At 28.3% G+C, this 23417-nt stretch carries 24 protein-coding genes and 1 riboswitch; of the genes, 2 read left to right on the top strand and 22 right to left on the bottom strand.

All coding sequences use genetic code 11. From position 1 onward, the window contains the following. Positions 1 to 106: 106 nt before the first annotated feature. The 22 genes from KGF52_RS13850 to cobT form a co-directional block, all read right to left on the bottom strand. On the bottom strand, positions 107 to 685 hold the full coding sequence (locus KGF52_RS13850; RefSeq protein ID WP_227840572.1) for a bifunctional precorrin-2 dehydrogenase/sirohydrochlorin ferrochelatase: 579 nt from the start codon (positions 683 to 685) through the stop codon (positions 107 to 109). Between the two features lie 167 nt (positions 686 to 852). Continuing rightward, positions 853 to 1818, bottom strand: a complete 966-nt coding sequence (gene hemB, locus KGF52_RS13855; protein WP_227829045.1) for a porphobilinogen synthase — start codon at positions 1816 to 1818, stop codon at positions 853 to 855. A gap of 15 nt (positions 1819 to 1833) precedes the next feature. Then, positions 1834 to 3333 (bottom strand): uroporphyrinogen-III C-methyltransferase, encoded by a 1500-nt coding sequence (gene cobA / locus KGF52_RS13860; RefSeq protein WP_227840573.1) that lies wholly within the window; start codon positions 3331 to 3333, stop codon positions 1834 to 1836. After that, complete coding sequence (gene hemC / locus KGF52_RS13865; RefSeq protein WP_227829047.1) at positions 3323 to 4228, bottom strand: hydroxymethylbilane synthase; 906 nt, start codon at positions 4226 to 4228, stop codon at positions 3323 to 3325. Before hemC ends, cobA begins: the two co-directional genes overlap by 11 nt. A gap of 29 nt (positions 4229 to 4257) precedes the next feature. After that, positions 4258 to 5736, bottom strand: a complete 1479-nt coding sequence (locus KGF52_RS13870) for a cobalt-factor II C(20)-methyltransferase (protein ID WP_227840574.1) — start codon at positions 5734 to 5736, stop codon at positions 4258 to 4260. A gap of 18 nt (positions 5737 to 5754) precedes the next feature. Further along, entirely contained in the window at positions 5755 to 6507 is a 753-nt protein-coding gene (gene cobK / locus KGF52_RS13875) for a precorrin-6A reductase (RefSeq protein ID WP_227840575.1), read from the bottom strand. Then, a complete protein-coding gene (cobJ, locus tag KGF52_RS13880) occupies positions 6504 to 7229 on the bottom strand; it encodes a precorrin-3B C(17)-methyltransferase (protein ID WP_227829050.1) in 726 nt (241 codons plus the stop codon). Before cobJ ends, cobK begins: the two co-directional genes overlap by 4 nt. After that, entirely contained in the window at positions 7226 to 8365 is a 1140-nt protein-coding gene (gene cbiG, locus KGF52_RS13885; protein WP_227840576.1) for a cobalt-precorrin 5A hydrolase, read from the bottom strand. Before cbiG ends, cobJ begins: the two co-directional genes overlap by 4 nt. Next, positions 8349 to 9101 (bottom strand): cobalt-precorrin-4 methyltransferase, encoded by a 753-nt coding sequence (locus tag KGF52_RS13890; RefSeq protein ID WP_227840577.1) that lies wholly within the window; start codon positions 9099 to 9101, stop codon positions 8349 to 8351. The genes cbiG and KGF52_RS13890 overlap by 17 nt, the downstream gene beginning before the upstream one ends. Continuing rightward, positions 9094 to 9669, bottom strand: coding sequence for a decarboxylating cobalt-precorrin-6B (C(15))-methyltransferase (locus KGF52_RS13895; protein ID WP_227840578.1), 576 nt, complete (start codon positions 9667 to 9669; stop codon positions 9094 to 9096). The genes KGF52_RS13890 and KGF52_RS13895 overlap by 8 nt, the downstream gene beginning before the upstream one ends. Then, complete coding sequence (locus KGF52_RS13900) at positions 9659 to 10267, bottom strand: cobalt-precorrin-7 (C(5))-methyltransferase (protein WP_227829053.1); 609 nt, start codon at positions 10265 to 10267, stop codon at positions 9659 to 9661. Before KGF52_RS13900 ends, KGF52_RS13895 begins: the two co-directional genes overlap by 11 nt. Next, the gene (cbiD, locus tag KGF52_RS13905; protein WP_227829054.1) at positions 10264 to 11490 is read right to left on the bottom strand and encodes a cobalt-precorrin-5B (C(1))-methyltransferase CbiD; all 1227 of its coding nucleotides are present in this window, start codon (positions 11488 to 11490) and stop codon (positions 10264 to 10266) included. The genes KGF52_RS13900 and cbiD overlap by 4 nt, the downstream gene beginning before the upstream one ends. Positions 11491 to 11498: 8 nt before the next feature. Continuing rightward, a complete protein-coding gene (locus KGF52_RS13910; RefSeq protein WP_227840579.1) occupies positions 11499 to 12131 on the bottom strand; it encodes a cobalt-precorrin-8 methylmutase in 633 nt (210 codons plus the stop codon). Beyond that, a complete protein-coding gene (locus KGF52_RS13915) occupies positions 12119 to 13006 on the bottom strand; it encodes a cobalamin biosynthesis protein (RefSeq protein ID WP_227840580.1) in 888 nt (295 codons plus the stop codon). The genes KGF52_RS13910 and KGF52_RS13915 overlap by 13 nt, the downstream gene beginning before the upstream one ends. Position 13007: 1 nt before the next feature. Next, positions 13008 to 14078 carry a pyridoxal phosphate-dependent aminotransferase gene (locus KGF52_RS13920; RefSeq protein WP_227840581.1) on the bottom strand — a complete coding sequence of 357 codons (1071 nt, stop codon included), beginning with the start codon at positions 14076 to 14078 and terminating at the stop codon, positions 13008 to 13010. A gap of 32 nt (positions 14079 to 14110) precedes the next feature. Beyond that, on the bottom strand, positions 14111 to 15082 hold the full coding sequence (gene cbiB, locus KGF52_RS13925) for an adenosylcobinamide-phosphate synthase CbiB (protein ID WP_227840582.1): 972 nt from the start codon (positions 15080 to 15082) through the stop codon (positions 14111 to 14113). Then, positions 15083 to 16459, bottom strand: coding sequence for a cobyrinate a,c-diamide synthase (locus KGF52_RS13930; protein ID WP_227840583.1), 1377 nt, complete (start codon positions 16457 to 16459; stop codon positions 15083 to 15085). Between the two features lie 39 nt (positions 16460 to 16498). Beyond that, positions 16499 to 18013 carry a cobyric acid synthase gene (locus KGF52_RS13935; protein ID WP_227840584.1) on the bottom strand — a complete coding sequence of 505 codons (1515 nt, stop codon included), beginning with the start codon at positions 18011 to 18013 and terminating at the stop codon, positions 16499 to 16501. Between the two features lie 116 nt (positions 18014 to 18129). Further along, positions 18130 to 18309: riboswitch (cobalamin riboswitch) on the bottom strand. Between the two features lie 64 nt (positions 18310 to 18373). Then, complete coding sequence (locus tag KGF52_RS13940; RefSeq protein WP_227829061.1) at positions 18374 to 18988, bottom strand: histidine phosphatase family protein; 615 nt, start codon at positions 18986 to 18988, stop codon at positions 18374 to 18376. Between the two features lie 20 nt (positions 18989 to 19008). Then, positions 19009 to 19782, bottom strand: a complete 774-nt coding sequence (gene cobS / locus KGF52_RS13945) for an adenosylcobinamide-GDP ribazoletransferase (RefSeq protein ID WP_227829062.1) — start codon at positions 19780 to 19782, stop codon at positions 19009 to 19011. A gap of 9 nt (positions 19783 to 19791) precedes the next feature. Beyond that, complete coding sequence (gene cobU, locus KGF52_RS13950) at positions 19792 to 20352, bottom strand: bifunctional adenosylcobinamide kinase/adenosylcobinamide-phosphate guanylyltransferase (RefSeq protein WP_227829063.1); 561 nt, start codon at positions 20350 to 20352, stop codon at positions 19792 to 19794. 28 nt (positions 20353 to 20380) lie between these two features. Continuing rightward, positions 20381 to 21427 carry a nicotinate-nucleotide--dimethylbenzimidazole phosphoribosyltransferase gene (gene cobT, locus KGF52_RS13955; RefSeq protein ID WP_227840585.1) on the bottom strand — a complete coding sequence of 349 codons (1047 nt, stop codon included), beginning with the start codon at positions 21425 to 21427 and terminating at the stop codon, positions 20381 to 20383. A 216-nt stretch (positions 21428 to 21643) separates the two neighbouring features. On the opposite strand from cobT, the gene KGF52_RS13960 reads away from it, so the two are divergent. Further along, the gene (locus tag KGF52_RS13960) at positions 21644 to 21835 is read left to right on the top strand and encodes a hypothetical protein (protein ID WP_227436177.1); all 192 of its coding nucleotides are present in this window, start codon (positions 21644 to 21646) and stop codon (positions 21833 to 21835) included. Positions 21836 to 22228: 393 nt separating this feature from the next. Continuing rightward, complete coding sequence (locus KGF52_RS13965; protein ID WP_227840586.1) at positions 22229 to 23101, top strand: aldose 1-epimerase family protein; 873 nt, start codon at positions 22229 to 22231, stop codon at positions 23099 to 23101. Positions 23102 to 23417 lie beyond the last annotated feature (316 nt).

Below are 23417 nucleotides of genomic sequence, written 5' to 3' on the forward strand. Positions count from 1 at the left end.
TTTCAATGATATTATCAAATGTTTGCCCTTTTCTTAAGGACAAGTAATACTATATCACCTTAAAAATAATTCGTCAACAGCTTTTTAGTATTTTTTTTTAAAAACTTTATACATTAAACTTTTTTAATTCATCTAAATCAAGTGCTATCAACATATTAAGTATACTTTTTCTTTTATTCTTATCTTGATATTTTTTTATAACTTCTTTTCTAATCTCACCTAACACATTCAAATATTCCTCATAATCCTCAGTATATTTTTCTTCAAGCTCCTTTTTTATTTTTGAAGACAAAGATGGACTTTTTCCCCCTGTGGATACACTTATAAGTAAATCACCTCTTTTTACATAGGATGGAATGGTGAAATTTGATATTTTTACATTATCAACAACATTTACTAGTTTTTTATTTTCTCTGCAATATAATCCTATTTCTAAATTCAACGACCTATTATCTGTAGCAGCAATTATCACAGAACTACTTTCTATATATTCTTCTTTATAATTGTCTTTTATTATATTTATGTTCCCTTGTAAATCATAAAACTTATTTAAAATATGTTTAGAAACTACAGTAACACTCTTATTAAAGTCTAGAAAGTTTTTGCATTTTCTATATGCAACCTCTCCTCCTCCTATTATGACTACATCTAAGTCATCTAATTTTAAGTTAATAGGATATATCATTTTTACCCTCCAAAATTTTTATTAAATACATAAACAAATATAGAAATTGTAAAGTCACTCATATTTTCATTTACTAGGATTATAGAGTACTAGACTTGTAGATAAAATAGTTTAAAATAACAAATTACAATTTCTATACTTTTCATAATACTTTATATTTTAATAGATTATTTTCTTAATAATTTAGCAATATCTTTAGCAAAGTAAGTTATTATTATATCTGCTCCTGCTCTCTTTATAGATGTGATTGCTTCAAGAATTACATCTTCATTTAATAATCCTTCTTTAACAGCTAACTTAAGCATAGAGTATTCTCCACTTACATTATAAGCAGCTAAAGGCAAATCAAAATTATCTTTAACTCTTCTTATAACATCTAAATATGATAATGCAGGTTTAACCATAAGTATATCTGCACCTTCTAATATATCAAGTTCCGTTTCTATCATAGCTTCATTGCTATTTGCAGGGTCCATCTGGTATGTCTTTCTATCTCCAAATGATGGTGCTGAATGAGCTGCTTCTCTAAAAGGCCCATAAAAATTTGAAGCGTATTTAACACTGTAAGCCATTATACCGATATTTTCCAGACCATTTTCATCTAAAGCTTCTCTTATTGCTTGTATTCTTCCATCCATCATGTCAGATGGAGCAACCATATCTGCTCCTGCTTTAGCATGACTTACAGATATCTTAGCTAAATATTCTAATGATTTATCATTATCAACATAACCAGTATCTGTTAAAATTCCACAATGCCCATGACTTGTGTACTGACACATACAGACATCTGTTATTACATTTATATTTGAATCTATTTCCTTTATCTTTCTAATCGCTTTTTGTACTATTCCATTCTCATTAAACGCTTGTGATGCACATTCGTCTTTTTCATCTGGTACACCAAATAACATTATATGTTCAATTCCCAAATCTCTTATTTCTTTTATTTCTTCTTCCAACATGTCTATTGATAAGTGATAAACATCTGGTAAAGATTTAATTTCTTCTTTTACATTCTCACCTTCTACTACAAATAGAGGGTATATTAAATCTTCCACATTTACTTTAGTTTCTCTCACCAAATTTCTTATTGCTTTACTTGCTCTTAGTCTTCTTGGTCTTCTTAACATCTCAATCCTCCAAAATTAATTTTCTATAATTAAATCTACTAATCCATTTATTGTAGATGTTGTAGCCTCTTTATATAAATTTATTCCTAAATTATTTATTGTCTCTGTAGTTATAGGCCCTATAGACAATACTTTTATTTTATCTAAGATTTTAATATTTTCTTTTCCTATAATCTCAATAAGATTATTTACTGTTGATGAACTTGTAAATGTTATATAATCTATCTCATTAGAATTTAAAATATCTAATATCTCATTTCTTTTATCTTCATCTATCACTGTTCTATATGTATGTATTTCTGTTACTTCACAAATATCTTTAAGTTTATCAACTAAATAGTCTCTAGCATTTTCCGCTCTAGGTATGAGTATCTTATCATTGTCATTTAAAATTGGTGCTAGCTCTTCATATAATGATTCTGCTACAAATTTTTTTGGTACTATATCTGCTATAATTCCTCTTTTTTTCAATTCACTTGATGTAGCTGAGCCTATAGCACATATCTTTAGATTAGACAATATTCTTGAATCAAAATTCATTTCATAAACCTTCTCAAAAAATATTTCTACTGCATTTTTACTAGTTAGAACTAGATATTTATATTCACTTATATTTTTTATTTCCTTTTCCAATTTAGTATTATCTTGTATTTTTTCTATCTTAATAGTAGGTATCTCTATTGGATTCCCACCTAAATCCATTATCTTTTCGACTAATACACTATTTTGATTTCTAGACCTAGTTACAGCTATACTTTTTCCAAATAAAGGTTTACCTTCAAAGAAATTCAGTTTTTCTCTAAGTCCTACAACACTTCCAACTACTATAAGAGTTGGTGGTTTTACTTCTTCTTTGATAGCAACTTCATATACATTTTCAAGTGTAGATGTAACAACCCTTTGATTATATCTAGTTGCCCAACTTATAAGAGCAACTAGTGTATCTTTGCTTTTTCCCTCTTTCATCAAGTTTTCACTTATTTTCTTCAAGTTAGAAATCCCCATCAAAAACACAAGAGTACCTTTATTGTTTGCAAGAGCATTCCAATTTAATTCTCCACTATCATCACCTTTCAAATGACCTGTTATTACATGAAATGATGAAGCATGGTCTCTGTGTGTTATAGGAATACCCGCATAGCATAAGCCTCCTATTGCAGAAGTTATCCCTGGAACTACTTCAAACTCTATATCTTCATCCACTAGAGTCTCTGCTTCCTCTCCACCTCTACCAAATACATAAGGGTCTCCACCTTTCAAACGAGTCACAAGTTTTCCTTCTTTAGCTTTTTCTGCTATAACTCTATTTATATCCTCTTGTGGTAAAATATGATTGCTTGATGCCTTTCCTACATATATAAATTCACAATCTGGTTTAGCTTCTCTTAAGTAACTACTATTTGCTAATCTATCATATACTATTACATCTGATTTTCTTATACACTCTAAACCTTTTATAGTCATGAGTTTATAATCACCTGGTCCTGCACCTACTAAGTAAACCTTACCCTTCATAATTTTCATACTCCTTCAATACAAGTTTAGCTAACTTTAAACCTAACTCTCTAGGAGAAGAAATATCTCCTTCTATGGACTTAATTACTATTTTATTTCCATCTGAATCACCATATAAACCAGTAAGATGTATTTTATCTTGATTTATTTCACAATAAGCCGCCATTGGGATATGACAACTTCCATTCACACCATCTAAAAATCCTCTTTCAGCTAATATTTGGATTTCTGTATCATTATCTTTTAGCGAGTTCACTATTTCCTCAACATCACTATCATTACTTCTTATCTCTATAGCTAAAGCCCCTTGAGCAGGTGCTGGAATAACAACATCAACAGGTAAATAAGAACTTATTTTATCTTGTAAATTAGCTCTTATTATTCCTGATGCAGCTAATACTATTCCATGTAGATTTTCATCTTTAATTTTTCGTATTCTAGTTTCTACATTCCCTCTAACTTGAACTATGTTTAAATCAGGTCTTTGCTTTAATAATTGAAACTTTCTTCTTTTACTCCCTGTTCCGATTACTGCTCCATGAGGTAAATCATCTAAGCTTTTATATTCATCTCTAAGTATTAACACATCTCTTGGGTCTTCTCTTTTAGGTGTATGAGCAAATTTTAGTCCATCTGCTAAATAAGATGGCATATCTTTCATACTATGTACTGCTATATCTATCTGTCCATCCAATAATTGTTGCTCTATTTCTTTTACAAATAATCCTTTATCGCCTATCTTATCTAAGGAAACATTTTGAATTATATCTCCTTTTGTTTTTATAATTTTGATTTCAAAATTAATATGAGGATATTTCTTTTTTAGCTCATTTATTACCCATTCAGTTTGTATAAGTGCTAGATTACTACCCCTAGTTCCAACCACAATATTCATATTAAATCTCCTTTAAGTATTACATTCGTCTATTTTATTTTGTTCTCTTTATTTACTAGTATTGTAGAAAAATAAGATATCTTATCTTCAAGGTGTGCTTCTCTTAAATCCTTAAATACAGTTTCACTATCTTGAGACGAATTACTAACTAAAATAGCATGTTCTATCAGATTATATTTTTCTAATTTTTTTATTATTTCTTTAAAATTCTTATACACTTTCATTAACACTATGGAATTATAATTTTGTAGAGCATTCTCTATCTTATCATCTTCCATAGTACAAGGAACTACTACTAATGCTTCTCTATCCATAACCAATGGAAAATTTTGATTAGATGCTATATTCGAAAATGAAGAAATTCCTGGTATAGTTTCTACTTCTATCTCATCTACTATTCTGTTCATTATATACACATATGTACTATAAAGCATAGGGTCACCCAGTGTTACAAATCCTACATTTTTTCCATTATTAACATCTAAGATAATTTCCTCTGCTACATTGTCCCAAGCTAGTTCTTTTTCGTTTCCGTCAAAACTCATTGGGAAATGTCTAGATTTTATCTCTAATGATTCTGGTAAATATTCATTAACTATTGATAATGCCAAACTTTCTCCACCCCTTTTTGACTCTGGAGTGTATAAAATATCTAGTTTTTTTAGAGTATTAACTGCTTTTATTGTAAGTAAAGAGCTATCTCCTGGTCCTGTTCCTATACCATAAAACTTAGCAGTTTCTGCACATTTAAGAGCATGACGAACAAATTTATCTTGTATATAAGGATTTTCTCCTAGCCCTTTTAAATGAATTTTCACATTAAATCCATTATCTTCAAGTATTGTCTTCCAAGAATCCTCTTCATCTCCTGCCATATCATTTATAGCATGGTCACCTGCAACTAACATAAATGGCATTAAATTTATAGTTTTTATATTTCCTTCTTTTAATCTTCTCATTACATGTTCTATTTCTGGATAACCTTCAACTGTACCAACATAAGCATTTACTCCATTATCTCTAAGCATATATTCTAAGGCTGGGTATGCTGAATGAGACTCATGAACTGTTCCATGTCCCATAAATACTACTGCTTCATCACTTTCCATATGAGGAATTTGATGTTTAATTGCCTCTACTGATTCTTGATAGTCCTCTATGTGAGTAAGTAAAGGTCTACCTAATACAAGTTTTTTAAATTTAGAAGAATAGCTTTCTACTTGTTCTTTTAGCTTATTAAATTCTTCTCCACATATAATATGAAGCGTTTGAATTATTACTTCTTCATACCCTTGCTCATATATTTTATCTAAAGCTTGTATAGGGTTGTCTATTTCTATGCCATCTCTTTTCTTTATTTTGTTTATTATCATGTTTGATGTATAAGCTCTAAAAAAATCATAATTCTTTAATGAATTTTTTATTTTATTTTCACATGCATCTATTGTCTTTTCTCTTGTTTCATGATAGCTTGTCCCAAAACTTACTACTAATAAGGCTTTCTTCATATCTTCTCCTCCTAAAAATCACACAATTACGTCTTTAATTTTATTTATGTCATTAATTACATTTTCATAGTTAATCGATTCTCGTTTAATAATTACTACTGGTATATTGAGATTTTTACATGCATTTACTTTTTCTAAAAAACCTCCTGCTACCCCACTTTCTTTTGTTATAACTAAATCTACATCATAATGTTTATATGTTTCTTCGTTTATACACTGGCTAAACGGACCCTTCATTGCTATTATATTGTCTGCATTTAAACCTAATTTTTCACAACTTAAGATAACTTCACTTGTTGGAAGAACTCTAACCACTAAATTTTTATTACTTATTTCTTCTACAAATCTGTTTAAATTTTTACTTCCTGTTCCTATAAATATATTTTTTCCTATTTTATTTGCAATTTTACAAGCTTCTTCAATTGTATTTACTATAAACTTATTGTCATAATTTATTTCTTCTATTAAAGATTTTCTTTCAAATCTTATATATTCTATGTTTGATAACTTTGCACAAGTAATAGCATTTTTAGATACTTCGACTGCATAAGGATGAGTAGCATCTATTATCCTAACTATATGATTATCCTTTATAAACCTTAGCATTTCTTCTTTTCCAAGCTTACCTAAAACTATATTATTTGCATGTTTTTGTGCAAGTTCTTTTCCATATTCTGTAGTTACTGAAAGTACATAGGGCTGATTTTCCAATTCATTTATCCTATCACATATAGCTAAACTATCTGAAGTTCCTCCTAAAATCAAAATCATACTGTATAACCTCTTGGAGTTATCATCAGTTCACCATCAATATAAGTAGATTTATTTCCGATTATAACCATAGTAGTCATATCAACTTTTTCAAAATCCATATTCTCAAAAGTACATATAAACTTAGTTTCTTTTTCTCTACCTACATCTTTGACGACTCCAACAGGTGTATTTCCATCTTTAAACTCTCCCATTATTTTAAATGCTTTACTTAGATGTTCACTTCTTCCCTTACTTCTTGGATTATATAGACATATTACAAAATCAGCTTCTGCAGCTAACTTTAATCTTTTTTCAATTACTTCCCATGGAGTCATTAAATCACTTAAACTTATATGGCAGAAATCATGCATAATAGGCGCTCCAAGTATAGCCGCTGCACCAATACTAGCAGTAACACCTGGAATTACTTTAACTTTTATATCTTCACTTTCCTTAGATATTAATTCTAAAATAAGTCCTGCCATTCCGTATATACCAGCATCTCCACTACTTATAACTGCTACTTTTTTCCCTTTTTTTGCTTCCTCTACTGCTTGTTTACATCTATCAACTTCTTGTCTCATACCATTTTGAATTACTTCTTTATCACTTATAAATTCTTCTATTAAATTTATATAAGTCTTATATCCAACAATAGCCTCAGAGTCCTCTATTGCTTTTATCGCCTCCAAAGTCATTGTATCTTTACTGCCTGGTCCAATTCCTACAACATATATCATATTTTTATTCTCCCTACTGAAAAAGTTATTCCTTTACATTTATGTTTTTCAACTATTAAGTTCCCTTTACTTAAAAGATATGCTACAGGTTCTGCTACTGAATATACACCTACATTTTTTTTCACAAAATCAGATTTATCAAACATATCATCAACCTTGGATATTTCATCCCTTGAAAATGTCTTAAATGGCACTTTTAGTTTTTTTGCTAAATCAATGATTGCCTTTTCATCTTTTTTTAGTTCTATACTCCCAATTATTTTCACAGCTTTAATATCTATATTTTGTTCCTCAAAAAATTCTAGTAAAGAATCAAACATCAACTTACTATCTGTGTCTTTTCTACACCCAATCCCTATAACTATATCTTTTGGAATCACTTTTATTATTTTTTCTCTGTAATAATTATGCGTAAAGTTATTATCCATCTCTAAATTATCTATCTCTAAACTTTCAATATCTTTAGTAAAATTTATCTTGTTGCTTACTATAACTATTCTTTCTATATAGTTATTTAAACAACTACCTTTTAATTCTTTACTACTTTTTATAAGCTTAAATCCTCTAGTGTCAACTTGATAGCCTTCCTCAACATACAAACCAACACATTTACCATTTACTAACATAGAATTTACTTCTTTTACATTTTCTCTAAAGTTATCAATATAAGCATTTAATTTTTTTGCTATCATATCTAAAGAAGCTTTTTGGTTTACATCAGTAGCTGTTGTTATTACTGGATTCGCATTGATAAGACTACTTATATAATGTGTTAAACTATTTGCTCCTCCAACATGTCCACTCAATAAACTTATTACATTTTGTCCTTTCTCATCTATCACTAGAATGGCAGGGTCACTAAACTTGCTTATTATATATGGTGCTATACTCCGTACAACTATCCCTGTCGCCATTATAAATATTATGTACTCAAATTTATTAAATACCTCTCCTACAAAATCACTTAGTTTCTTTTGTACTATTTGTACAGAATCTTCCTGACTGATAACTAAAGTACCTTTTTTATTTTTTATTTGATATACAACACAATTGTCTACTAAAGATTCTATCTTTATAGCTAAATTTTTTCCGTTTTCTGTAATACAAATTATAGCGATATTACCCTCTATACTCATGTTTAAAACCCTTATCATATAACTTTGAATTATTATATTCTTCTCCTAAAAATCTACCTACCATTATTAAAGCCGTTTTATTTATGTTATTTTCTTTAACTTTTACAGTTATATCATTTAAAGTTCCTTTAACTATTTTTTCATCCGCCCACGTAGCTTTATATATAACTGCTATAGGTGTGTCCTTTGGATAACCGCCTTCTAATAATTTAGACACAACCTTTTCAATCTCTTGAACAGATAAAAATATTACCATAGATGTCTGATGCTTAGCATAAGATTGTATTGATTCCTTTTCAGGAACTGGAGTCCTTCCTTCCATTCTCGTTATAATGACACTTTGAGAAATTTCAGGAACTGTATATTCCACTCCTAGAGATGAAGCTGCTCCTAAAAAAGAACTCACTCCTGGTGTACAATCATAGTCTATATTCAATTTATTTAAATCTTCCACTTGTTCTCTAATTGAACCGTATATAGAAAAATCTCCTGTTTGTAATCTCACAACAGACTTGTTATTTTCTATACCATCTCTCATAACATCTATTATTTCTTGTAAATCCATATGTGCACTATTATGTATTTGACAATCTTCTTTACAGTATTCTAAAAGCTCAGGATTGACAAGTGACCCTGCATATATTACTACATCTGCATTACTTAACAGTTTATACCCTTTCAAAGTTATTAGTTCTTTGTCTCCAGGTCCTGCTCCTACAAAATGTACTTTATTCATCATCATTTTCCCCTTTTTCACAAGATATTATATATATAGGATTTAGTGGTTTAAAATATTCACCTTTTCCCAGTTTCTCTAGTTTAGAAACATTTAAAACACATACATCTATTTCTTTAAATCCATATTTTCTAAGTAACTTTAGAGTTTGATTAAATGTTTCTATGATTATAAAATTAGCTACAAGTCTTCCTCCTGTAATTAAAGTTTTTTTAGACCACGCTATTATTTCTTCTAAGTTATTTCCAGTACCCCCAAGAAAAATAGAGTCAACTTTAGTATTTAAATTTATATTTATCGGAGCATAGCCATTTATTACTTCTACATTTTTTAAATTAAATTTTTTGATATTTTTTTCTATAAGCTCTACAGCATCATCATTTTTCTCTATAGATATAACATTTAAATTGGGATAATTATATGCAGCTTCAATGCTTACACTTCCTGTACCAGCACCTATATCTATGAAATTCTTAGCATTTACTAAATTTAGTTTGCTTATTGATATTGCTCTAACTTCTTCTTTAGTAATTGGAACCTTACCTGTTATAAATTCACTATTCTTCATCTAAAATCACCACAACATTCATTCCGAAATTGTCCATTCTTATTATTTCTTCTGGCTTTGCTATTGTTATTTTTTCATTGTTGTATGATAAATTCTCACCTACAACAATAATTTTATTTAAATTTCTATCTATTATTTCTTTACTTATTTGCTTTGGCCCTATCTTAGAATCTGTAACCATACATACTTTTTTATGTGATAGTATATAATCGAAATCTGGTATTTTACCATGACTACTGGTAATATATAAATCATTCATATCAACATATATCCTTGAAAATATATATTGTAAAGAACTAATTCCAGAAACCATATTTAACATCTTATTATCAATATTTTTAGATAAATACTTACCTATACCATATATCAATGGGTCACCTGAAGCTATTATTGATATTTGCTTTTCACTATTGTTATTTATATACTCTACAATTTCTCTTAAATTAGAATCTAATATTATTTTTTCTCCTTCAAAGTTTTTTACAGATTCTAAATTCCTTCTGCCACCAATTAATACATCTGAAGTAGAAATTAAATTTTCACCTTTTTTTGTTATATAGTCCAAGTTACCAGGCCCCAAACCTATTATATTTATCATATAAAAACCTCCACTAAAGCATCTGTATTATCTGATTTTCCTAACAAAGACTTATCCATTGAAAAAATTATTACTTCTACATCAATATCATCTACATCTTCATTTAAATATTGCTTTACTCTATCTCTACATTTATTACTCAATATATTATAAACCTGTTTATATTCGCTATTATTTATTAACTCTACAGCTTCTTCAGCCGTTAAACACTGATTTATTTTATGTAAAAATTCATGTGTAGCTCCCATTAAAGCTAGATTTGCCACTAATATCTCACTTCTAGCATCAGCTACTTTACTATGAGTATTAAAAATTCCAGCTGATACTTTTATAAATTTACCTATATGCCCAGCCATCAATATTTTTTTATATCCTATTCTTTGAGCCTCTTTAATCATATAACCGATAAAATTACTGGTTCTTACTACATACTTAATATCTAAGTTCAGTTTCTCTCTTATAAATTGTTCTCCATGATTTCCTGGAACTAATATTATTTTGTCTAAACCTTGTTCTTTTTTCATTTGGAGCTCTATAGATAAAGATTTTTTCCATCCCTCATCGCTCATAGGCTCAACTATCCCAGTTGTACCTATTATAGATATTCCTCCAACTATTCCTAACCTTGGATTAAATGTTTTTTTTGCGATTTCTTCTCCTTGTGGAGCAAAGATTGTTATTTTTAAAACTTTATCATACCCAAACATAGATTCATAATCACTTTCTATAAGCTTTATTATTTCTTGATTTATCATCCTTATTGGAGTTGGATTTATAGCAGGTTTACCAACACCTACACTTAATCCTTTTTTAGTTACTACTCCAATACCAGTTCCACCATAGACCCTAATAAATTTATAGAGTTCACTTTGACACTCTTCACTAATATTTATGTTATCAATATTTTCTAAGGTAAGATAATTATTGCTATCATCAGTTTTAGATATAATTTCAGCTCTTGCATAGATATCCATAGTATGTGTTGCATCTATATCATCTCCACCATCTTTTTTTACAGAGCATTCTACAAAGTCATCAGAAATGTTTACATTATCAACATTTAATGATAGCGGTATTCCCTTAGGAGTATCTATGTTTATAGTATCAATTTTATTTTTTGTAATCATCATATATACAGCAGCCTTAGATGCACCTGTAGCACAAGAACCTGTAGTATAACCTCTGCGATACTTTTTCCCATCTATATATACATATTCTTCCATATAGATACCTACATGGCATATAAGATAGCATTTACTATTGCTGCTGCTAAATTACTACCACCTTTTCTACCTTTAGAAATTATATATGGTATATCTGTCTTTTCAACTTCATCTTTTGACTCTTGTGCTCCTACAAAACCTACTGGAACTCCTATAACTGCATCTACATCCAATTTTCCTTCTGATTTCATTTCCATGACTTTATATAAAGCTGTTGGTGCATTCCCAAGTACAAATATCTTTCTTCCTTCTTCTTTTGCTGCAATTTCTACAGCTGCCATGGAACGGGTAATACCTTTTTCTTTAGCCACTTTTGCAGTCTCATCATCTGCTACCAAACATTTATATTTGCATCCTAATGCTTCCAGCTTCTTTTTATTTATTCCACTAAGAACCATATTTGTATCTGTATAAATACTTGCATTATTTTTTAGTGCATTTATTATACTATCAACTGCCTTTTCTGATATTTTTAATATATCCAAGTAATCAAAATCAGCAGTAGTATGTATAGCTCTTTTTATTATTTTTTCTTCAATCTCATCTTTAAATTTATAATCTGGTCTGATTTCATCTATTATTCCTTGTATTAATTCAAAACTTCTCTCTTCTATTTTCATAGGATTCTTTATGTATTCCATTCTACTTCCCCCTTAATTCCACCATCTATTATATCCAAGGTATAGATTTTATTATAAACAGAATTTATATTAGACTCATATAATACATCTATTAATTTCTTATCATTCATAAGCTTATCAATTAAAATACCTATTACTGTACCACTATGGGCAATATTTACTCCATAGGCTCCATATAGCTTGGATATTTTTATTATTTCATTTAAGTATTCTTTTTTTTCTATATTTTCATTTGCTAAACTACTTAATGTACAAGCCTCTCCAACTAAGGATAAATCATCTTTCTTCAGACCTTCTTCTAAAAGAGCAAATGACTTTTTTATAATTTCCTTATTTTCGATTTTTAACTTACTATAATCTTTCCTCATTCTAATTTTCATCGTATCTAATACTTTATTAGGTTCAAGAATTATAACTTTTGCATTAGTTATATTTCCTAAGTATTTTATAACAGTACCATTTATAGGATTAAATATACTATTTTTATTTATAAATATAGAGTCTGTTGGTTCTATTTCTGCTGCCAATTTCGATATTTCTTCACTGTTTAAATCTTTATCTATCAACGATAATGTTGCTTTTATAGTAGCTCCTATATCAGCTGTCGAACTTGCCATTCCTTTTCCAACAGGTATTTTACTGTTTATATTTAAAGAAATGTTTTTGGTATCTTTTTTAGGCAAATTAAATTTTTCAAATACCTTTTCTATAGCTATTCTTGATTTATATCCACCTAAATTTATATCTTTTAATTTCTCTTCAATGCATACCTTAGAATACATATTTATAGCATATGAACATAGATATTCTTCATCATCTATTATCCCTTGAACAAACTCTCCACATGATGCTGGGCATATTCCATAAGATTTCATTTTAATCTCCTAATAAATTTTTTATATTTTCTATAAGAATTTTATTATCTTCATGAGATTTTATAGCTATCCTTATAAAACTGTCATCCAATCCTATAAAGTTAGACGCATCTCTAACCAATATATTTCCACGCTTAAACAAATCTTTTTTTAACTCATCAGCTATCTTCTTATAAAGTTTTATTAGGATAAAATTAGCATCTGTATCATAAACTTTTATGTTTCTTATATCTTTTAACTCTTGTAACATGTATTTTCTTTCTTTTATGTAGAACTCTTTACTATTTCTAATATAATCTTTATCTTCAAAAATAAAATTGGATAGCATATCAGCAAAAGAATTTATAGTCCAGGGTTCTTTATACTCATAAATTTTATCCATAATCTTGCTATTACTTGTAAGACCATATCCTAATCTTAAACCAGGCATTCCAAAAAATTTAGTCACAGCCTTAATTATAAATATATTTTTATTTGACTCTATATATTTAACTAAACTATATTCATTTTCATTTTCAACAAATTCCATAAAAGTTTCATCAATTATTAGCATCTTATTGTTTTCATTTAGTAAACAAACAAGTTCCTTTAAATCTTGAACATTACCACTAGGATTATTAGGATTACATATAAATAAACTATCAAATTTTTTAATTTTATTTTTTACTGTATCTATATCAAGTTTAAAATTATTATTTGAATCTAATTCTAAATCTATAATATCTATATTATTTAATTTGGCACTTCTTCTATACTCTGAAAAAGTGGGGTTTATTATAGCCAATCTTTTTTTAATACTCTTCATAAGCAAATAAATTATCTCTGTTGCTCCATTTCCAGGTATTATAAAGTTTGGATTTATATTTATATATTTTGAGATATTTTTTCTCAAGTTTGTGTAATTTATATCTGGATAATTCCTACATTCATCTAACCCTCTTAAAATATATTTTTCTAAATTGGGTAAAACCTTTGGATTTATATTTGAACTAAAATCTATTATTTCTTTTGGGTCTTTCCCATACAATTTTGCCATTTCGTCTACATTAGCACCATGCCCCAAATCCTTCATCTACATCCCCCTTAAATTAGTACACAATTAAGTTATATAATTAAGTTAATAAAAATCATCCTACATGCCACAGATATCAGCGTAAATGCTAATATAGAAGTCAATGAAGAGGCATACATAATTTTATTTGTTTTAATTATATCTTCTCTATCTATCACTCTAATTTTATCTCCTATTGTTGGCTTATATACTTTTTGCCCAGAATAAACATTGGTTCCTCCTAGTTGAATTCCTAAGGCTCCTGATACTGCACCTTCTGAAAAAGCACAATTTGGACTTTTATGATTTTTTCTATCTCTAATAGAAATTTTAAAACAACGCTTATAGTTATAACCAAGAAAAAAACTTCCTATAGTCATAAGAATAACAGATATTCTTGCTGGTATATAATTAGCTATATCATCAATTTTAGCAGAAGCAAAACCAATATCTTTGTATTTTTCATTCTTATATCCAACAGTTGAGTCAAGGGTGTTTATAGCTTTATACGCCATAGCAAGTGGTGCTCCTCCAATAAATGCATAGAGCATAGGTGCAATTATACCATCTACAGTATTTTCTGCCACAGTTTCTACAGTTGCTCTTATTATTTCAGGCTCACTTAAATTAGTTGTATCTCTACCCACTATATAAGATAACTGCATTCTGGATTTCTCTATGTCTCCAGTCTTTAATACATTATAAATTTTTATAGCTTCATCTTTTAAACACTTTGTTGCTAACGTCGTATAAATTATGAACCCATTTACTACGATACTTAATAATACATTAAAACTACATAGCTTCACTATAACATAGGTTACTAAGTAGGTTATTCCAACAGTTACAAACCATAATATAAAACCACCAATTTTTAACTGCTTTCCATTTTTAGAGACCTTTCTTATTATTCCTTGGATAAAATTTATAAGTTTTCCAATAAATCTTACTGGATGAGGAAAAGAATATGGGTCTCCTACAATTAAATCTGTTATATACCCTATATAAATAGATAAAATATTCATTTACTCATTTCCCTTTTCCAAAAAAATTTCTATGCAGTTTAAATTATTATAAAAATGTGTGTGAAGGTATGTTGCCAGTGTATTTCCTTTGCTATAACCTCCATCCCATTCTTCTATTAAATTTCCATCTCTTTCTTTTTTCATTGAATATGCGCATTTTTCATCACTTTCAAATATTGAATGATGAAACTCATGCCCTTTAATAATTTCTCCTGCTTTAGATAAAATTGTATTTTCTTTAGCTACACCAAGGCAATATCCAAACCTCTTTAGAGAAGCTGTCATCTTACTAGTTCCATTAAATATACCAACCATATTAAATTCTTGTTCTTCTTGATTAAGTAACTTATCACCTAAGTACATTAATCCACCACATTCCGCATAAATAGGAATATTATTATTATGTGCTTCTAGTATAGAGGCTCTCATTGATTCATTTGCTTCTAGTTCTTTCCCAAATATCTCTGGAAAACCGCCTCCAATATAAATATAATCTGAATTTGGTACTGATGTATCTTCAAGAGGGCTAAAATAGTTTACTTCTAATCCAAGTTCCTCTAAAAGTTCTATGTTTTCCCTATAATAAAAATTGAATGCCTTATCATATGCTATGGCTATTGATTTATCCTTAATCTGTTCTTTTATCTTATTATTTTCTATTAGATTTTGAAAATCAAAACTACTCTCAAATTCATCACTTTCTGAGATTTCTATTATTCTATCAATATCTATGTAGTTTTCAATCTCATCAGCTAAAGTATAAAACTTTTCTCTTAAAGATTTCATCTCCACACTAGGAATTAGACCTAGATGTCTAGATTCCAATGAAAATTTATTGTTTGGAGGAAAGTATCCCAATACTTCGATATTACAATATTTCTCTATAGAGCTCTTAATTATTTGATAATGGCTCTTAGTTTTTACATTATTTACTATAACACCTTTTATATCCACATCTTTATCTAGTTCCTTATATCCTAGTACCATAGCTGCACTAGATGCTGCCATAGATTTTCCATTTATAACTAGTATAACTGGAGCTTTTAATACCTTAGAAGTATGTGAACTTGTGCAGTTATCTAAATCTATCCCAAAACCATCATATAATCCCATAACTCCTTCTACTACTGAAATATCTGCATCCTTTGAAGATTTATTTACTATATACTTTATCTTTTCATCATCTAACATATAAGAATCCAAATTTCTAGAATGTCTTCCAGTTATAAATGTGTGATATGAAGGGTCTATATAGTCTGGCCCTACTTTATACGGCTGTACTTTCATATTTCTCTTAACTAAAGCCTGCATTATTCCTAATGATATTGTAGTTTTCCCAACTCCACTGCTAGTACCTGCAATCAAAATCTTTTTCATAATACACCTCCTACCTAAAGTATAAATATAAAGTCATTCTTATTTCATAATTTCATATATCTTCTCTATGTCTAAATGTTCTCTTAAGAAATCTGCCAATTTATCATACTCTTTATCTTTAAACTCATCAAAAGAACTTACAGTACTTTCTAATACTTTTAATCCCTTTTTCTTCCTTATATTATTTAAAATTGCTCTTGTAAAATCTATTTCATCAAATATTCCATGAAGATAAGTACCAATTACATTACCTTCTTTATTTACACTTCCTTCAGTATAATTGACTTCTTTATCTAGTTTTTTTGTTATCAAATCTAAACTACTTACTTTATTACTACGATTTGTAATTCCCATATGTATTTCATAACCTTTTACTTTCTTACCTTTAAGGTCGTTCATATATTCACCAGCACATTCAATAATGGTAGCTTCTACTTGAGTTGTAGTCTTTTCCTCTTCAAATATTGTTTCTGTATCTAAAAGACCAATTCCATCTAATTCTTCAATTTCACTTTCAACATGATAAGGGTCTTTTAATTTTTTACCTAACATTTGATACCCACCACATATTCCAAATATCAATTTACCCTGACTATGTAAGTTTTTAATTTGTGACTCAAGACCACTTTCTCTTATGTACTTTAAATCATCTATAGTACTTTTAGTTCCAGGTATTATCAATATATCTGGATTTCCTATAGCTTCTCCATAGTCTACATATCTAAGGCTTACATCTTCTTGTGTTTCAAATATATTAAAATCTGTAAAATTTGACATATGTGGAGTTCTAATTATTTCTATATGTATATCATTTTTATCCATTTTTTTCTTAAATCTAGTTGTTACACTATCTTCATCTTCTATTTTTATATCCATATAAGGAACCACACCTAAAACAGGTACTTTTATAATATCTTCAAGCATCTTTAAACCATCTTGTAGGAGTTCCTTTTTTCCTCTAAATTTATTGATTATTACTCCTTTGACTCTTTTTCTCTCATCATCATCTAATAAAAGCATTGTACCTGCTAATGATGCAAATACTCCACCTCTATCAATATCCCCAACTATTATTACTGGTGCATCTGCTATTTTTGCCATACCCATATTGGATATATCTCTATCTTTTAAATTTATCTCCGCAGTACTCCCTGCACCTTCCATAACCACAATGTCATACATTGAACTTAAATTATTAAAGGTTTCTTTTAATACATCTACCAATTCTAGCTTATAATCATGATATTCAGATGAAGGCATCTCTCCTACAACTTTTCCTCTTACAATCACTTGACTTTTATGATTTCCAGAAGGTTTTAATAAAACTGGATTCATATCTGCTATCGGCTCTATTTTTGCAGCTTCTGCTTGAAATACTTGTGCTCTTCCCATTTCTAATCCTTCTTTAGTTATAAAAGAATTTAAAGCCATATTTTGCGACTTAAAAGGAGCAACAGTATAACCATCTTGTTTAAATATTCTACACAATCCTGCTGATAAAATACTCTTACCTACATTTGATGCAGTTCCCTGTAGCATTATTTTTTTACCCACTTTCTCCCCTCCTTAAAGTTAAATTTTACCTATAAATAAACTAAAAAAAGTCCTAGTGCTTCTAAAGCTAGGACTTTTATATATATTAATTAAAAATCTTTCACCCCGAAGACCTCATGTTTTAAATTAAATTAGGCAGGTATCCTGGCTTAACTTCATCCTACTTCCATAACCTTCCCATCAAATTGACAGTGGTATTTATAGTTTCGTTGGTTTCACAGTAGCGGGGGCTGCAAAGGCATCTAACCTTTTTCCCTTTTTACATCTCATTGAGAACCTAATTTTAATCTAGTATTCTATTTTTGTTAGTAATTTTATAAGCACATATCGTTTAATATTTAATATTTAATTTATATTGAATTATATAAATTCAGTAAAATTCATTTTATTTATTACAGTAAATCCATTATCAACTTCCAAAATTGTAATAGATGCATTATCAATTTTAAAGTTCCAATGATATTTATAACCACCAGAAATCAAATATGTTATTATATTTCTTATTGTACCTGCATGAGAACATATAAGTATTGTTTTTCTATTTAAATAATCATCATTTTCTAAAATTATATTGTCAATCTCTTTTGCTATTCTTTCATATGAATCTATCAAGCTTTCCCCATTTGGGTATCTATAATTGCTACCTTCTTCTATCATTTTTTCAAATTCTTTTGGATATTTAACTTTTATCTCTTCAAAAGTTATTCCTTCAAAGTCTCCAAAGCTAATTTCTCTTAGATTTTCTCTTTCTTCTATTTCTATTGATTTCAGCTTTGATATTTTCTCTATTGTATCTTTAGTACGTGAAGATGGAGTTGTGTAAATCTTATCTATACTTTCACTACTCATATATTTTGTAATTTTATTTATTTGTAATTTACCTTCTTCACTAATATAACTATTTATATGACCTGATAATCTTCCTTTTTCATTATCAGTTGTCAAAGCATGTCTTATTAATATTAATCTTATCACATTATCACCACTTTTTAGTTTTAAATAAACATAAAAATTAACAAATATATATAAATCAAATATACAAGTTCTGAAAGTTCTATTCCACAACCCAATATATCTCCTGTTACTCCATCAATTTTTTTGTAAATATGATTTTTAAACAATATTATAAATATAAAAACTACTATAGCTGAACATAATACTTTAATCAATACTATATTAGGCACTAAAAATATTAATTTAGCAATAATACTAACTATCAATAATGTGTATATTATAGCTGTTATTAACATACTTGTAGTCAATTTTCCTATAAATAAATTCCCCATTCCTTTTGCTCTTGGTGTTACTGTTTTATATGTCAATAACATTACTCCTAACCTTGCAATCATTGGCATGAATATTATAACCCATAGTGAATTATTACTTATAATACTATATACAAATCCAATCTTTAATAAAAGTACAAACATAATTGCTAAAAGCGAATTTGTACCTAATCGAGAATCTTTCATTATTTCAAGCATTTTCTCTTTATCTCTATAACTGTATATTGCATCAAATGTATCCCCTAATCCATCTATATGAAGCCCTCCAGTAATCAAAACACCAGCAAGTGTTATTATAATTGCACATATAAATGGCTGAAACAAAAGTATAGAAACCCATCCTATTAAGTAAGTTAATATACCAATAACAAGACCTACAAGCGGAAAATATACTATAGATTTGTAAAATTCATCATCAAACCCTACATCTAATTTTATAGGTATTCTTGTCAAAAACTGTAGTATCAAAATAAATCTTTTCATAGTCACATACTACTCCTTTATTTTCATAGGTATGCCACTAACTACAAAATAAACTTCATTGCTTTTTGATGCTATATATTGATTTATACGACCTACAATATCAGTATATATTCTACTAAGTTTATTTCCAGGAACAATTCCCATACCTAATTCATTTGTCACAAATACAAAATATAGATTTGTTTTTTCTATTTCTTTAATAAGTTTACTAATTTGTTCTTTTATGTACTCTTCCAATTTATTTATTTCTTCTTGAGTAGATTCTTCTATGTTTAAATTATGTGAAAACATTAAATTATTTACTAATAGTGTTACACAGTCTAGTATAACAGTTTCATGTTCTTCATATATATTTTTAATTATAGAATATATGTCTTCATATATTTCATATGTCTTCCAACTTTTAGGTCTACTCTCTTGATGCTTCCTTACTCTATCTTTCATCTCATCATCAAATGGAATAGATGTCGCTATGTAAGCTGTGTTATTATTCCTATCTAAACATAATTTTTCTGCAAAATTACTCTTTCCTGACCTAGCTCCTCCTGTTACCAGAATAATTTGACTCATCAAAACACTCCTAAATATATTAAATTTTTTATCGACCCATATCTATCTCATCAAAAGTCGCCATATTTTTGTAAGTATAATTTGAAGCTTCCACTATATTAAATGCCAAAGCAGCTCCACTTCCTTCACCTAATCTCATATCCATATTTAGTATAGGGTCTAATTTCAATATATCTAATGCTCTTTTAGTTCCTGATTCTGCTGATAAATGTGATGCTATCATATATTCTCTAGTTTTTGGATTTATTTTATAAGCAATTAAAGCAGCAGCATAAGAAATAAATCCATCTATAACAACTGGAATTCTATTAGCACTACATCCTAATATAACACCTGCCATTGAACCTATTTCAAATCCACCTACTTTAGATAAAATATCTATACCATCAGTTGGATTCGGATTGTTAATTTCAATAGCTTTTCTAATTACATCAGCTTTATGTTTTAATCTTTCTTTTTTAAGACCTGCACCTATACCTGTCACTTCTGATGGGTCACATCCTGAAATTACAGATATTATTGCAGTACTTGGAGTAGTATTTGCTATACCCATCTCTCCAATACCAATTACTTTATAATCTCTTTCTATACATTGCTCTGCTATTTCAATTCCTATTTCTAAGCATCTTATAGCCTCTTGTTTGCTCATAGCTGGTCCCTTTGCCATATTTGAAGTACCTTTTCTTATCTTATAATCTAATACTCCATCTAGTTTTTCATCACAATTTATTCCTACATCTACAGCTACAACATCTGCTCCTACAAATTTACTTATTACTCCAACGCCACATAGCCCTTTTGAGAAATTTGGAAATTGTAACTTTGTTATGTCCTGAGGGTCAGGCGCAACTCCTTCTTCATATACTCCATGATCTCCAGCAAAAGCAATTATAACTTTTTTAGTTGTATCAAAATTTTCATTACCAAATATCCCTGCTAATTGCATGCAAATATCTTCTATCTTTCCTAAGCTTCCAGTTGGATGTATAAGCCTGTCCAACCTCTGTTTTGCTTTTTCAATAGAAGACTTATCTAGAGAATATATATTCCTTGATATACTTTCTAATAAACTCATTTTCTATCCTCCCAATATTATTTTTTTTTAATTATCTTTTTAGATAAAAAATACTCTTATTTTCTAAAAATTTCAACTTTTTCTTTTTATTTTTACATACATATAAAGATTATTCTACATTTTATCTTAATTTCCTTTATTTTACATTTCTAATTTGCATACAATCACATACTTTTTGTAAAAATATAATTAAAAGAACTTTAAGGAGTTGATATTGTGGATGATTTTTCTAAATTAAAAAATTTATATGAAGATGGATATAGATGTATTTATCATAATTGTGTTGATAATAATTATACTATCTATCTTAAGAATTTTTATACGGAAGGTACAGAAACTGTAGAGTTAAGTAGTGAATCAGATTTTTCACAATTTAAAGATTATATAGATGGACTTAGAATGTCTTAATTCTTTGGGAACCCATTAAAATAGGGAGTTTAACAACTCCCTATTTTGAAGTCACAATTTTTTTAATAAGCTTTAAAAGTTCGTCTCGGTTTACTTCTCTTTGTTTTTTTCTGTCTTTATACTCTTGAAAGTTAACAACTTTTGTATTTGGTTTTTCCATAAACTCACTTCCCATTTAACATTATTAACTTATCTTAATATATTTAATTCTATACAATTTATCTATTTCCTTCTATTTATAATACAAAATTTCTTAAATAATCCCAAATTTTCAAAACAAAATTTTCAAAATATACTAAAATCTACCTTTCAAATATAATATCAAATACGATTTAATACTTATTATACTTTATAGTATAATATACTAATAAAGTATAATAAAGGAGATTTTAAATGAATATATTACAAAATGAAAACTTAATTATTGAATCAAGTAGCTCTGGTGCTGAACTTACTAGGATATTTTCTAAAAAACATAACAGAAATATTCTTTGGGATGGTAATAAAAAACATTGGGGTAGACAATCACCTATATTATTCCCTATAGTTGGTAAACTTCTTGATAATGAAACCATAATAGAAGAAAATTTATATAATATGACTCAACATGGATTTGCTAGAGATATGGATTTTGAAATTGCAAATAAAGGAGATGCATTCATATCTTATAGTTTAACATCCAATGAATCTACTCTAAAAAAATATCCCTACTATTTTGAGCTACTTATAAATTATACATTAAATGATGATAGCATAAATATAGAATGGATTGTAAAAAATACTGACTCTAAAGATATATTCTTTTCTATAGGAGGACATCCTGCATTTAATCTTCCTTTTTATGAACAAGATGACTTTTCTAAGTACTATCTTGAGTTTAAAGGAGGAAATAATGTGGAAAAAATTAATTTAAATGGGTCCTTTACTGATGATACAAAATTTATTGGAGACTTAAAAAGGTTACAATTAAATCCAGAATTATTTAAAAATGATGCTTTAATATACACTAACATAGACGAAGTATCTATATATAATGATAAAGATAGTGAACGCTTAACTATATCTATGAAGAATTTTCCTCTAGTTGGCATTTGGACTCCTTATTATAGTGAAACTAATTCTACTGCTCCATTTTTATGTATAGAACCATGGTATGGTCTTGCTGATAGTATACATTCTAATAAAATTTACACAGATAAGAAATTTATAAACAAATTAGGTAAAGGAAAAGTTTTTACAGCTTCTTATAGTATAGACATACATTAGATAAAAAATTTAATTTACATGTTTGTGTTTTTACAAAATATTAATGTAGCTCAAAATAGAAAATACCCTAAATATTCATATAATCAGTATAAAACAAATAAGTTTCTATAGTGCTGAAATGATAGTACTTTTAACCTACAATGGCGAAATTCCTCTTCCTCGCCATAGGAGGTGGAGGATGTAAGCCTAACCGATAGGTTATTTATTTTACTTGATTTTCAAAAAAATGTATTGTATTATAAAATCAGTAGTAAAAACTGAAAGGAAGTAATTACAATGAAATTAGATAGTAATAATCATTCAGTATTTTTGTTAC

It is taken from the genome of Clostridioides sp. ZZV15-6597 (assembly GCF_020657815.1).
In the GTDB taxonomy this organism is placed as follows: Bacteria; Bacillota; Clostridia; order Peptostreptococcales; family Peptostreptococcaceae; genus Clostridioides.